Genomic DNA, 12902 nt, shown 5'->3' on the forward strand with positions numbered 1-12902 from the left:
CTTTTATGCCATATGCCGATTATCAGACACGTCTGAGACAGCCTGCCGAGGAGCGGCTTGCCCGCCTAAATGGTGAGCTGCGTCACGCGTCCGCGACTACCATCCTGCGCGCCTCGCTGGTGCGTGAGTGGCCGGGCAAGCTGACCTATGTGTCGAGCTTCGGCGCTGAGAGTGCTGTGATGCTGGCGCTTATTGCGGATGTCGATCCAGATTTCCCGGTGGTCTTCCTTGAGACCGGTCTGCATTTCCCGCAGACGCTGGATTACAAGGACACGCTGATCGACCAGCTGGGCCTGACCAATGTTCAGGAGATCAAGCCGAACGAAACCGAGCGCAAGATCATCGATCCGAAGGACCGCCTCTGGCAGTCGGACCCGGACGCCTGTTGTTCACTGCGCAAGGTGCGTCCGCTTGAGCCTGCGCTCGAAGGCTTCGATGCCTGGATTACCGGTCGCAAGCGCTTTCATGGCGGTGCCCGCATGAGCATGCCTGTGTTCGAGCATGCCAATGGGCGCTACAAGGTGAACCCGCTGGCGAGCTGGACGCAGGAAGACGTTGATCGCTTCTTCGTTCATCGGAACCTGCCAAAGCACCCACTGGTCGATCAGGGTTATCCATCGATCGGTTGCTGGCCTTGCACGCGCCCTGCAGAAGACCCGTCTGATATCCGCTCTGGCCGCTGGGCCGGTATGGCGAAGACAGAATGCGGCCTCCACGTCGACAAGTCAGAGCGTCCGCGCGTCTTCTGATCCAGTTCGGATTATTATTGAAATTCGATAATTCGCTTCTTATCTCTCTATTACAGAGATGATAGGGAGATAATGACAAATGACGCTGACGATCGCTGAAGGCCTAGTGCTTCTATCGCTCAAGAATGAGACGGGTGAGAAAAGCGGGCAGTTCGTCGAGTACGGCCTGGCTGGTAGCGCTATTGCAGAACTTATCCTGCGCGGGCGGCTGGTCCTCGATCAGGTGAAACAGAAGAAACTGTCAGTTACCGATGCCGCACCGACGGGAGACGTCTTTCTGGATTCATGCCTGGAGACGCTCGCGAAGCGCGCAGATGGCCGGTCCGTAAAATCGGCTGTCAGCAAGCTTGCCAACAAGTCTAAACTGTTCCGCACGCAGGCGCAGGCGCTTGTCGACAAGGGTGTACTTCGCGCGGACCCGCAATCCTTCCTGTTCTTCAACTGGACACGGTATCCCGAGGCGGAGCCCAAGGCTGAAGCGAAACTGATCCTTCACCTTGAAGCGGTGATGTTCGAGGGCAAGCCACCTGAGGCCGAAGACTGCGTGATCATCGCACTTGGCGATAAAACCGGCCTTCTGAAGAAGAATTTCCCGAACGAAAAGCTGAAGGCTCACAAGGACCGCATCAAGGAGATCGCAAAGGGCGGCATGGCCTCCACTAAAGCGACCATACAGGCGATAGAGGCCGTTCAAGTTGCGCTGGTGGCTTCGATTGCGGCGGCTTCGGCAAGCAGTGCATCCGTGAGCTGAAACGCGCCACCTGCAGCATTAATTGCAGATGGCGGGGAACCTTTTGTGACGCCCTTCAAAGTTCTGCCAAATTCTTTTGGCACCTTGGGAACCATGAAAGCACTTATCCGTTTCTTCTCGTTATCGCTTGCGGCCTTCACCCTCGCCGGAACCGCCGCATTCGCCAAAACGCCGACTGACGCCATGGGCCCTGAGCTCTGGTCTGAAGCCATGGCTGCGCGTTCCGTGCATGCCAACGCGGTGAAGAATGACCGGTACATGGTCGTGATTGACTATCGTCGCCATTCCAGCGAACCGCGCTTCTTCCTGATCGACATGGAATCGATGACGACGGATGAATATCTGGTCTCCCACGGACAAGGCTCCGATAGTGATCATGACGGCATCGCCGACACCTTCTCGAACATTTCAGGCTCGAAGATGACCTCGCTCGGTACCTTCGTCACCGCGGAAACCTATTACGGCAAACACGGTCTGTCGCTGCGCCTTGATGGTCTGGACGACGTCAATTCGCTCGCGCGTGACCGCGCCATCGTCATCCACGGCGCCGACTATGTGTATGGCGGCGGCAAGAAAATTGGCCGCAGCTGGGGTTGCCCGGCGCTTGAGCGTGCCGTGGCAGAAGAGATGATCCCGCGTATCGCGAAAGGCACACTGATCTATACCCGCGGTCCTGAGCTTGACGCCAAGCTATACGCCCAGATTGTCAATCAGGCGGGTTGACCCCATCCAGGCTGCTGCAAGCAAGCGGCAGTCCTGTCCGGCTTCGATTGGGCCATCGGCCAGATCCTGAAGCGTGAGCGGATCGACCGCGCTGACATAATCAAGCTTCGAGAAGCCCGCCGCCAGAATCGTGCCGCGGGCTTCTTTCATGGCATCCTCGACAGGACATCCGATGCGGAGCCGGCAGGCCGCACGGTGAAGCGCAGAGAAGATGGCATTGGCGCGGCGGCGTTCCTCCTCGCTGAGATAGGCATTGCGCGAAGACTGGGCGAGGCCGTCTTCGTCGCGCCAGGTCGTTCCGCCAATAATCTTGATCGCAAAGCCGAGGTCCCGCACCATTCGCTTGATGATCTGAAGCTGCTGGTAGTCCTTCTCACCAAACACCGCGATGTCCGGGTTTACGTGGATGAAGAGCCGCGCCACCACTGTTGCAACGCCATAGAAGAAGTGCGGACGGTAAATCCCATCTAGAAGATCGGACATTTCCTCGACGCGCACATTGGTGAGGGAGCCTTCGGGATACATCTCTTCGACGCTCGGGCAGTAGACGAGATTACAGCCAGCCGCGCTCAAACGAGCGACATCCCCCTCTTCATTGCGCGGATAGCGGTCGAGGTCTTCGCCGGGCGCAAACTGGGTCGGATTGACGAAGATGCTGGCTACGACGAATTCAGCTTTTTCCTTCGCTTTGGTCACGAGCGAGATGTGACCGTCATGCAGGGCCCCCATTGTCGGCACGAATCCGACGCGCTGTCCTGACCTGTGGACCACTGAAATTTCGCGCTGCAGATCCGCGCGAGTCCTGACAATCTTTGCCTGCTGCATGCTCACTTGGAGAAGTTCCCGAATTCTGGTTTCCTCAACGAGGTATTAACCAATTAGGCCGATTTGTTCACTTTATGAGAAAGTCCGACATGTCTCTCTTGCAAACGTTTCTGGCCCGCGCGGCCCTGCCGTTCAAATCAAAAAAACCGCTGGTCAATCTTGGCGAGCGCAGGCCATCCATGAGCACGAGCCACGGCCATGACGACTGGCTGTTTGAAGACGAACGCCCAGTCGTAGGTAATACCGATGTGTTCTCCCGGCTGACCGCATCGCTCTGTCGACTACGCAACTGCCTCGTCGATATCGCAAATGCAGCGCCCATCATCGAAGTCCGCCCATCCCACTACCGGGTGGAGTTCTCCGATCATTGTGGTCTCGAAGACGATGTGATGTTCGACGATGAATTGTTTGATCGTCCAGCCGCTTACCGCCCGGAACGCAGCGAGCCGAACTGGCTGGACAATCTGCTATTTGACCGATCTGCCGGTCTCGCGCCAGCCTGATAGGCTGCGAACCTGGCGACCGTAAAATTTGGGGCAATCTGGAAGGGGCTGTAATGGCTGCTGATGGTTTCGGATCTTTTGGATCCGCGCACGAAGATGGTACGCGCGAGAATAACGCGCCCGTCCGGCCATGCCGGATCGTCACGATTGGCAATGAAAAAGGCGGTGCCGGCAAATCGACGGTCGCGATGCACCTATGTATCGCGCTGCTACGCCAGGGAAAACGAGTTGGCGCGATCGACCTCGATGTGCGCCAGCGTTCGTTCACGCGCTATCTGGAAAACCGCTATCGCTGGATAGAAACGACCAGCTCCCGGCTTCCCATGCCTGACATGATCCGCGTCGACGCAAGCGCTGCAAGAAGCCTGGATGAGGCCGAAACTGAGGAGGCGGAACGCCTTGAAGCGGCGATCAATCGTCTCGCGACCGTGTGCGACGTTATCATCATCGACGCGCCCGGCAGCGACACCTTCCTGTCGCGCCTCGCCCACGAGAAAGCGGACACGCTGATCACGCCGCTGAATGACAGCTTTGTCGACTTCGACCTTCTGGGCGATGTGAACCCGCAGACGCTGCAAGTGCTGCGCCCAAGCTTCTATTCAGAAATGGTCTGGTCCTGCCGCAAGGCGCGCGCCATGGCGGGCAGGCGCCCGGTTGACTGGATCGTCATGCGCAATCGCACATCACCGCTGGAAGCGCGTAACAAGCAGAAAGTCGGCGAAGCAATGGACAATCTGTCGAAGCGGGTCGGCTTCCGCATTGCGCCGGGCCTGTCGGAGCGCGTCATCTATCGCGAGCTGTTTCCTGCAGGTCTCACCCTGCTCGACCTTACAGAAAAGGGATCAAATTTCGCATTCACGATGAGCCACGTCGCCGCCCGTCAGGAGCTTCGCGAACTGGTCCTTATGCTGAAATTGCCTGAACTTGCGGACGCAGATCTTGTCATCTGAGACAGAGCCAGCTGGCAAAACAAAGCCCCGGCCGAACTGATCGGCCGGGGCTTTTTATTGAACTCTACAAAACTTGTGAGGCGATAGCCTAGCGGGGCGCCACGCGCAGCGGGCTGCTCTCATCGCCCTCACCGATCCGGCCCGGCGTGAAGATCTCGCCATTCAGCATCGGCATTGCAGCTGCATTTATATTGTTCGGGCGCTGGATGTTGTTGATAGCGTAGCTGGCGAGCGCCGTGTCCGGCAGGCGGGGCGTTTCAAAGGTACTGAACGCCGCTTCGATCAGATCAGAGACGTGCTGGTTGCGTGATAGCGAGGAAGAACCGCCGAACATGATGGCGATGACCCGGCGTCCATCGCGGCGAGCAGAGGACATGAGGTTGAAGCCGGATGCGCGCGTATAACCTGTCTTGATGCCGTCAACGCCATCGACTGAACGAAGCAGCGCATTATGGTTCGGAAACTTCTGGGAGCCCCACTGAAAGCTGTCGGTGGAGAAGTAGTGATAGTAGCCGGAATGATCCTCGAGCAGACGCTCTGCGAGGATCGCCATATCGCGTGCCGTCGACATCTGTGCCGCGTCGGGCAAACCGGATGCATTGCGGAAGGTCGTGCGAGTCATGCCGAACGAGCGCGCCTTGGCGGTCATCAGGGTGGCGAAGCGGGATTCAGTTGAACCCAGGCGTTCAGCAATGACGACCGCCACGTCATTGGCCGACTTTGTCACAAGCGCGCGGATCGCGTCACGCACTGTAATTGTCGAGCCCGCGCGCAGGCGCAAATTGGATGGCGGCTGCGAAGCGGCTGCGCGCGAGACGGGGAGTTCCTCAGACAGCGTGATTTCGCCAGACTTCAGCGCATCGAATACCATGTAAAGTGTCATCGCCTTGGTGAGGGAGGCCGGATAGCGCAGCGCATCGGCATTCCGCGCATGCAGGACTTCGTGGGTATCAGCATCGACAACGATGGACGCGTACTTTTCTGCCTGCGCAAATTGTGCGGGCATCAAACTTATAGCGAGCACCCCCAGAGTGACACGCGCAAGTCGTCCAATGAAACCGAGCTTCATATGTTCCCTCCGAGAATTGATGCAGTCCCCGTCCAATTCCGGGGAGACCCTAGAATGATAGAAATCAGTTATCCAGCAGTTAACCGCATGACGCGATCTGTTAACTAGCAATTCTCGTACCAGGCGTAATTTTGTGCACCGCACCAAAAGATGTTGCAACTGCGAAGCAGCTGGCATATATAGGATGGCATAGAAGGAGATTTCTTCATGGCTAAAACAGATACCTACTCTTTTGGCACGTTCGATCCGCAGACTTTCGTCAAGGCATTCCCATTTGGCGACATGAGCAAGGACGCGATGTCCGCAGGCACGGAAAGCGCAAAAGCTTCCGTGAAAAGCTTCCAGGACGCCAGCGCCGCCGTTATGCGCCAGGCCCAGGACCGCGTCAGCATGACCGTTGAAACCAGCAAAACGCTGGCCGGCGTGTCTTCGATGGAAGAGGCACTGGAAATCCAGTCCACCTACATGCGCACCGCAGTGAAAGCCCACCTCGATGGCCTCAGCGAACTGGCAGATATCTACAGCTCCGCGATGAAAGACTGCTTTCAGCCTTTCGCCGGATATATGCAGACCGCCACGACCGAGACCAAGCAGGCAGCTTCCAAAGCGAAAGCTTCCTAAAGGTCTGCCTGTTAAACGGGCAATCGATGTATTCGAAGGCCAGCTGCTCCCGCAGCTGGCCTTTTTCGTTTGCGCCGCTGCAACTTGTCCCGTGCACCGGCGCAGTGCGGAACTTATATCCAGATCATGACCAAACTTCTTGCATTCGAAACGCTGGAGCGGCCGGACACGCCGAACACGTTTCTTGTCCTGCCCGCCGGAATGGCGTCTACGGCGCATCCGGACGAGATCTCCCCTGTCTATGACGAACCAGCTGAAGCGCTCTACCAGCGCCTCAAGATGCTGGCGGTGGGTAAGGATCGCTGGACGATTGCAGCACATGGCGACAACGAAATGCAGTTGGAAATCGTGGCCGCGACGAAGTTGCTGAAGTTCAAGGATGATCTCTCGATCCGGGTCGTTTCCGCGAAGGACCGCGCACAAACCGCTGAAATCGCTGTGTACTCGAGATCTCGCCTTGGAAAGTATGACTTCAAGGCCAATCAGAAGCGCGTCCAGACGCTGCTTTCTGAGTTGAAAGGAAATGCGGCAGCTACAGCTTGATCAGTAGAGCAGAACGTATCAGGCTGAAATTGTCAGGAAGCCAACCTATGTCATGATCATGGCCGTAACAGACTACAGACCCAAGCTCGCCGATCCGGAAGACCCGACAGGGCCCGACCGGACCGATGACAGCGATGGAACCGGCGTCGTTACCGAGACGCGGGTAAAGACGAAAAAACCAAGCATGTACCGGGTACTGCTTCTGAATGACGACTACACGCCCATGGAGTTTGTCGTCTTCATCCTGGAGCAGTTCTTCAACAAGAGCCCGGAACAGGCGACTCGGATTATGCTGCATGTACACCAGAAGGGTGTGGGGGTTTGCGGCGTCTATACTTTCGAGGTCGCCGAAACCAAGGTTGCCCAGGTCATGGATCTGGCGCGGCGCAACGAACATCCTCTGCAATGCACGATGGAAAAAGAGGATTAAAGCCAGATGCCCTCACTGACCGACAGTCTAGAAACTGCCCTGGAAAAAGCGCTAAATCTCGCAGGCGAACGTTCGCATGAATATTCGACACTTGAACACCTGCTTCTGGCGCTGACTGAAGATACCGACGCTGTTGAAGTGATGACGGCCTGCAAGGTCGACATTCCACACCTGCGCCAGTCCCTGACCCAATATATTGATGACGAGCTTTCGAGCCTCATCACCGATAGCCCGACGACATCGGTACAGCCGACCGCCGCTTTCCAGCGCGTTGTACAACGTGCGATCCTGCATGTCGAAAGCTCGGGGCGTGACGAGGTGTCTGGCGCGAATGTCCTCATCTCCATCTTCTCCGAGCGCGAGAGCCATGCCGCCTACTTCCTGCAGGAGCAGGACATGACCCGCTATGATGCGGTGAACTTTGTTTCGCACGGCCTCGCGAAATCGCCGGGCATGTCGCGTTCGACGACGCCGCGCGGTTCCGAGGAGACAGAGCAGCAGCAGAAGCCCGGCCCTGCAAAAGAGGCTCTGGAAGCTTACTGCGTGAACCTCAATGAGAAGGCCAAGCAGGGTAAGGTCGACCCGCTTATCGGCCGCGACTTCGAGATCGAACGTTGTATCGAGGTGCTTTGCCGCCGCTCAAAGAACAATCCCGTGCTTGTCGGTGACCCCGGCGTTGGCAAGACCGCCATTGCCGAAGGTCTTGCCAAGAAGATCGTTGACGGCGAAGTGCCGGAGATTCTCGACGATGCCGTCATCTGGGCGCTTGATATGGGCGCACTTCTCGCTGGCACGCGTTACCGGGGCGACTTTGAAGAGCGTCTGAAAGCAGTCATGAAGGAAATCGGCGAACAGGAAAAAGGCATCCTGTTCATCGATGAAATCCATACCGTTATCGGCGCGGGCGCCACATCAGGCGGCGCGATGGACGCGTCAAACCTGCTGAAACCTGCGCTGCAAAGCGGCGAAGTCCGCTGCATGGGGTCGACCACCTTCAAGGAGTACAAGCAGCACTTCGAGAAGGACCGCGCGCTTGCCCGTCGCTTCCGCAAGATCGATGTGGTCGAGCCGTCCGTTCCAGACGCAATCAAGATCCTCACCGGCCTGAAGCCGACCTTCGAGGACTTCCACGGTATTCGTTACACGAATGACGCGATCAAGACGGCGGTCGAGCTCTCTGACCGCTACATCACCGACCGCATGCTGCCGGACAAGGCAATTGACGTGATCGACGAAGCTGGCGCGACTCAGTGGCTCGTTCCTGAGAACCGCCGCCGCAAACAGATCGGTGCCAAGGAGATTGAAGCGGTGATCGCGAAGATCGCCCGCATTCCTCCCAAACAGGTTACAAAGGATGACGCTGTCGCCCTCAAGAACCTGCAGCCGGACCTCAAACGCGTGGTCTATGGTCAGGACGACGCAATCGAGGCGCTATCGTCAGCTATCAAGCTGTCGCGTGCCGGTCTTCGTGAGCCGAACAAGCCCATCGGCTCCTACCTGTTCACCGGTCCAACCGGCGTAGGTAAAACCGAGGTTGCACGCCAGCTCGCTTCTATCATGGGCGTGGAGCTCCTGCGCTTCGACATGTCGGAATATATGGAGCGCCACACTGTCTCCCGCCTGATCGGCGCACCTCCGGGTTATGTCGGCTTTGATCAGGGCGGCCTGCTGACCGACGGCGTCATGCAGCACCCGCACTGCGTCCTGCTGCTGGATGAGATTGAGAAGGCACACCAGGACCTGTTCAACATCCTGCTTCAGGTCATGGACAATGGCTCGCTGACGGATGCGAACGGTCGCAAGGTCGATTTCCGCAATGTCATTCTGATCATGACCACCAATGCCGGTGCGTCTGATGCGGCGAAGAACTCGATCGGCTTTGGCCGGGGTAAGAAGGAAGACGAGCAGGAAGAAGCCCTCAAGCGCCTCTTCACTCCGGAATTCCGCAACCGCCTTGACGCCACCATCGTGTTCGGCGGCCTGACACCTGAGATCATCGAACGGGTGGTCGAGAAGTTTGTGCTTCAGCTCGAAGTGCAGCTTGCTGATCGCAACGTGACGATCGAGCTTTCAGAAGATGCGCGCGACTGGCTTGCTGCGCGTGGCTTCGATGAAGAGTTCGGCGCACGTCCTCTCGCCCGCACGATACAGGAGCATGTGAAGAAGCCGATGGCTGAGGAGCTTCTCTTCGGCAAGCTGGCCAAGGGCGGTGCGGTGAAGATTACCGTCGATGAAAAAGATAATGAGAAGCTCGCCTTCGAATATATCGAGGACAAGGCAAAAAAGTCGAAGAACAAGAAATCCGGCAAACCTGAACAGGTCGATTAAGAACTGTTGGAACTGGAACCGAACTAAAGCCCTCGCTCGCGGAGCGGGGGCTTTTTCGCTTTCTGCGTATAGGCACTTTGGTGACTGGTGCGTGCCCAGCCTACCAGACCATGGCCTCTTTGAGCTTGGCGTGCAGTGATGGGGGAATTTCTTCTGACTTGCCGTCACGCTTTATGTCGGTCGGGGCCTCAGCGGGCTTGAGGTAACGCCATCCCTGAAACGGGCGTTTTAGCGTTGGCTCCACAAGAATGATCTCGGGATCGAGCACAAGCTCGCAGGCCTTGCGGCCATTCCGGTCGGCCATGACGCGGATGTCAGTGATTTTCTGGCGAACCTGGATCAGACCCTTGATCACCCAAAAGATGGAGCCGCCATCGAGCAACTCATCGACTCGCTTGGGCACCATGCGTGTATGATGGACCGGTTGGGGGTAGGAGCGCATCAGGCGCTTCTGCCACGCCTCAAGGTCGCCAATCTCTTCGGCGCCTACGCAGAGTTTGACCATGTTCAGGCTCACGAGACGAATTTAATGCCGCCCGCAACAGAGGCCAGTCCCTCTCTGTAATTCCTGTGGAAAGAGCGCTCTCCGGGAAAACGCCCGCCTAGACCTCTTCCAGCTCCACCAGCATGACGCCTTCGGCGACCTGCTCACCAACGCTGGCGCCAACCGCCTTCACCACGCCGTCACGCGGTGCTTTCAGGCTGTGCTCCATTTTCATGGCTTCCATGACGGCTAGCGTCTGGTCCTTCGTGACCTCATCGCCCGGCTGGACGCGCAGATCGATGACCTTGCCCGGCATTGGCGCGGATACCTTGTCGCCGCCTGCAATCGCCTCGGCTTCGGCCTCATAGTCTGGAATGTCGACGAGGACCGTGTCGCCATCGACGGCGACGGCGAAGCTGTGATCGGTGATGGAGATGGCCGGCATGATGTCCATGGCCGCGTCCCCCTCATCGACGGCAATGTCTGCAATCTCGCCGTCCAGCTTCAGCCGGACTGATCGGCGAGCCGGTGCGTTAAGGCGCCAGCCATCCTTCTGATCAAACGGCGTGTCGCCCGTATCCGTCAGAAGCGCATGCGCCACCAGACGACCTGCCGCTTCGCGGATGTCGGTCTTCGCTTGCGTCAACGCGTCGATTTCTTCCGCGATCCAGTTCACGTGATGCTCGCCGCCGCGGAAGACGGGGTGATCGAGACAGCGCTTCAGGAAGCCGACATTGCTCGGAATGCCCGCAATGATGCTTTCGCCGAGACTTTCAGAAAGCGCATCGATCGCGCTTTCACGGTCCCAGCTTTTCACGATCGCCTTGGCAATCATGGAATCGTAGACCGCTGGCACGGTGTCGCCCGCGCCAAAGCCGCTATCGAGCCTGTAGAGTGTAAGGTCACCGTCGATCGCGTCTGCTGGTGCACCGGCACTGCTCTCGGACAGGCGCTCGACATTACCAAGATTGAACGCATAGAGCCGCCCTGCCCCCGGCCGGAAACTGTCGGCTGGGTCTTCGGCGCAGATACGCGCCTCGATGGCGTGTCCATTTAGTGGGATATCACTTTGTTTCAGGGGAAGTTTCTCACCAGAGGCCACACGCAACTGCCATTCGACCAGATCGGTGCCGGTGATGAGTTCGGTAACAGGGTGCTCGACTTGCAGGCGCGTATTCATCTCGAGAAAGAAGAACGTATCCTTGGCAAGCGGCCGGGTGCCATCGACGATGAACTCCACCGTGCCTGCACCCTGATAGCCAACCGCCTTGGCCAGATCGACGGCCGCGCCTGTCATGGCGGCGCGCACATCCTCTGGCATGCCGGGCGCGGGCGCTTCCTCGACGACTTTCTGACGGCGGCGCTGCAGCGAGCAATCACGCTCATAGAGGTGGACCGCGTCGCCATGGCTGTCGCCGAAGACCTGAACCTCAATATGGCGGGGCTGTTCGACCAGCTTTTCAAGCATCACGCGGCCATCGCCGAATGAGGATTTCGCCTCACGCACGGCGCTTTCAAGCTCGCCTGCGAGATCTGCTTTCTTTGCAACGAGGCGGATGCCGCGCCCACCGCCGCCAGCGACAGCCTTGATCAGGAGTGGATAGCCGATGCGCTCGGCCTCGCCTTCCAGTGCGGCAGCATCCTGCGCCTCGCCGCGATAGCCTGGCAGGACCGGAACGCCAGCCTCTTCTGCAATGCGCTTGGCTTCATCCTTGAGGCCCATGGAACGGATCGTCGCCGCCGTCGGGCCAACCCAGATCAGCCCTGCCTTTGCGACCGCGTCAGCAAAGTCCGCATTCTCTGACAGGAAGCCATAGCCTGGATGGATCGCTTCTGCGCCTGCGGCTTTTGCCGCCTCAATGATGCGGCCCGCCTGAAGGTAGCTCTCTGTCGCCGACGACGCGCCGATGTGGACGGCCTCATCAGCCATGGCGACGTGGCGGGCATAGACGTCTGCGTCAGAATAGACCGCGACGGTGCGCACGCCGAGGCGTTTGCAGGTCTCGATTATCCGGCAGGCAATCTCACCCCGGTTCGCGATCAGCAGGCTTTTCAGCATCTTGTCCTTCCCGGTGCCGGTGGATCAGCGCCACCAGCACGAAACTTATGATCATCAGCAGGTACCAAGAGCCGAATTTTGCCGGAGAAACAAGTTTCCAGACTGACTCCTGCCCCGGATAGGTCCAGGCCCGCGCAAGTGTTCCAATATTTTCGGCAAACCAGATAAAAAGTGCAACCAGGCCAAAGCCGATGACCAGCGGCATGGGTCTATGGTCCCGGTCAGCCCTGAACCAGACCACACACGGACCGTAGACCAAGAGGGTCGCAACGAAAAGCGCGTTGCGAATGTCGATCGTGTAGTGATGGGCGAAAAAGTTCACATAGATCGCGGTAGCCAGGACGCCCTGCAGCCAGAGCGGCGGGAACCTGTCAAAGCGGAAGTCGAAGATACGCCAGACACGGGCGAGATAGCTGCCCACCGCCGCATACATGAAGCCGGAAAAGAGCGGCACACCGCCAATGCGCAGGAAGCTTTCTTCGGGATAGATCCAGCTGCCAGCGCCCGTCTTGAAGACTTCCATCGCCGTGCCAACGATATGGAAAGCGAGGATGACCTTCGCCTCCTCAAGACTTTCGAGGCCCGTGGCGATCAAAGCGATCTGAATTAGGACCGCCGCGACAACGAGGAAATCGTAGCGGCTGATCGGGGCGCCCTCAGGATAGAAAAGGTGCGTCAGGAGGATCAGCGCGAGCAGCAGACCCCCAAAGATACAGGCCCAGCCCTGCTTGATCCCAAAGCTCAGAAACTCGAAGAAGGCAGCGCCGACAGGCCCACGCACGAGCCGCTGCCTGACGTTTTCACGCTGCCCCGAAAGCCAGTCCTGCCATTGCGTCCATGTCCACATGACAGGCTCTTTCGCTGTTA

The 12902-nt window shown here is 58.2% G+C and carries 14 protein-coding genes; 9 read left to right on the forward strand and 5 right to left on the reverse strand.

The genetic code is table 11. The features are described from left to right. Window positions 1–5: 5 nt before the first annotated feature. From O4G74_RS09645 to O4G74_RS09655, 3 genes are all read left to right on the forward strand, one after another. Window positions 6–749, forward strand: a complete 744-nt coding sequence (locus O4G74_RS09645) for a phosphoadenylyl-sulfate reductase (RefSeq protein ID WP_269402397.1) — start codon at window positions 6–8, stop codon at window positions 747–749. Window positions 750–828: 79 nt separating this feature from the next. Beyond that, window positions 829–1500, forward strand: coding sequence for a GOLPH3/VPS74 family protein (locus tag O4G74_RS09650; protein WP_269402398.1), 672 nt, complete (start codon window positions 829–831; stop codon window positions 1498–1500). Window positions 1501–1593: 93 nt separating this feature from the next. Beyond that, the gene (locus O4G74_RS09655; protein WP_269402399.1) at window positions 1594–2223 is read left to right on the forward strand and encodes a murein L,D-transpeptidase catalytic domain family protein; all 630 of its coding nucleotides are present in this window, start codon (window positions 1594–1596) and stop codon (window positions 2221–2223) included. Here O4G74_RS09655 and panC read toward each other — a convergent pair. After that, on the reverse strand, window positions 2191–3048 hold the full coding sequence (panC, locus tag O4G74_RS09660; protein ID WP_419715382.1) for a pantoate--beta-alanine ligase: 858 nt from the start codon (window positions 3046–3048) through the stop codon (window positions 2191–2193). The two genes, O4G74_RS09655 and panC, sit on opposite strands and share 33 nt — an antisense overlap. An 89-nt stretch (window positions 3049–3137) precedes the next feature. On the opposite strand from panC, the gene O4G74_RS09665 reads away from it, so the two are divergent. Both O4G74_RS09665 and O4G74_RS09670 read left to right on the forward strand, forming a co-directional pair. Next, window positions 3138–3551 (forward strand): hypothetical protein, encoded by a 414-nt coding sequence (locus tag O4G74_RS09665; RefSeq protein WP_269402401.1) that lies wholly within the window; start codon window positions 3138–3140, stop codon window positions 3549–3551. A 53-nt stretch (window positions 3552–3604) separates the two neighbouring features. Further along, window positions 3605–4501 carry a division plane positioning ATPase MipZ gene (locus O4G74_RS09670; protein WP_269402402.1) on the forward strand — a complete coding sequence of 299 codons (897 nt, stop codon included), beginning with the start codon at window positions 3605–3607 and terminating at the stop codon, window positions 4499–4501. Window positions 4502–4589: 88 nt separating this feature from the next. On the opposite strand, the gene O4G74_RS09675 is transcribed toward O4G74_RS09670, so the two are convergent. Next, window positions 4590–5507, reverse strand: coding sequence for a D-alanyl-D-alanine carboxypeptidase family protein (locus O4G74_RS09675; protein ID WP_269402403.1), 918 nt, complete (start codon window positions 5505–5507; stop codon window positions 4590–4592). Window positions 5508–5777: 270 nt separating this feature from the next. Here O4G74_RS09675 and O4G74_RS09680 point away from each other — a divergent pair, with 270 nt between their 5' ends. From O4G74_RS09680 to clpA, 4 genes are all read left to right on the forward strand, one after another. Beyond that, a complete protein-coding gene (locus O4G74_RS09680; protein WP_269402404.1) occupies window positions 5778–6191 on the forward strand; it encodes a phasin family protein in 414 nt (137 codons plus the stop codon). Window positions 6192–6317: 126 nt separating this feature from the next. Continuing rightward, window positions 6318–6734 carry a DUF1499 domain-containing protein gene (locus tag O4G74_RS09685; protein ID WP_269402405.1) on the forward strand — a complete coding sequence of 139 codons (417 nt, stop codon included), beginning with the start codon at window positions 6318–6320 and terminating at the stop codon, window positions 6732–6734. A gap of 58 nt (window positions 6735–6792) precedes the next feature. After that, window positions 6793–7164, forward strand: a complete 372-nt coding sequence (gene clpS, locus O4G74_RS09690; RefSeq protein WP_119378434.1) for an ATP-dependent Clp protease adapter ClpS — start codon at window positions 6793–6795, stop codon at window positions 7162–7164. Between the two features lie 6 nt (window positions 7165–7170). Next, the gene (clpA, locus tag O4G74_RS09695) at window positions 7171–9492 is read left to right on the forward strand and encodes an ATP-dependent Clp protease ATP-binding subunit ClpA (RefSeq protein ID WP_269402406.1); all 2322 of its coding nucleotides are present in this window, start codon (window positions 7171–7173) and stop codon (window positions 9490–9492) included. A gap of 100 nt (window positions 9493–9592) precedes the next feature. Here the strand turns inward: clpA and O4G74_RS09700 are convergent, their stop codons facing one another. From O4G74_RS09700 to O4G74_RS09710, 3 genes are all read right to left on the reverse strand, one after another. Next, entirely contained in the window at window positions 9593–9997 is a 405-nt protein-coding gene (locus O4G74_RS09700) for a DUF1489 family protein (RefSeq protein WP_269402407.1), read from the reverse strand. Window positions 9998–10094: 97 nt separating this feature from the next. After that, complete coding sequence (locus O4G74_RS09705) at window positions 10095–12035, reverse strand: biotin carboxylase N-terminal domain-containing protein (protein ID WP_269402408.1); 1941 nt, start codon at window positions 12033–12035, stop codon at window positions 10095–10097. Further along, window positions 12001–12882, reverse strand: a complete 882-nt coding sequence (locus tag O4G74_RS09710; RefSeq protein ID WP_269402409.1) for a DUF817 domain-containing protein — start codon at window positions 12880–12882, stop codon at window positions 12001–12003. The genes O4G74_RS09705 and O4G74_RS09710 overlap by 35 nt, the downstream gene beginning before the upstream one ends. Between the last annotated feature and the right edge of the window lie 20 nt (window positions 12883–12902).

Origin of the sequence: Henriciella marina (assembly GCF_027213945.1) — a bacterium.
GTDB lineage: Bacteria > Pseudomonadota > Alphaproteobacteria > Caulobacterales > Hyphomonadaceae > Henriciella > Henriciella marina_A.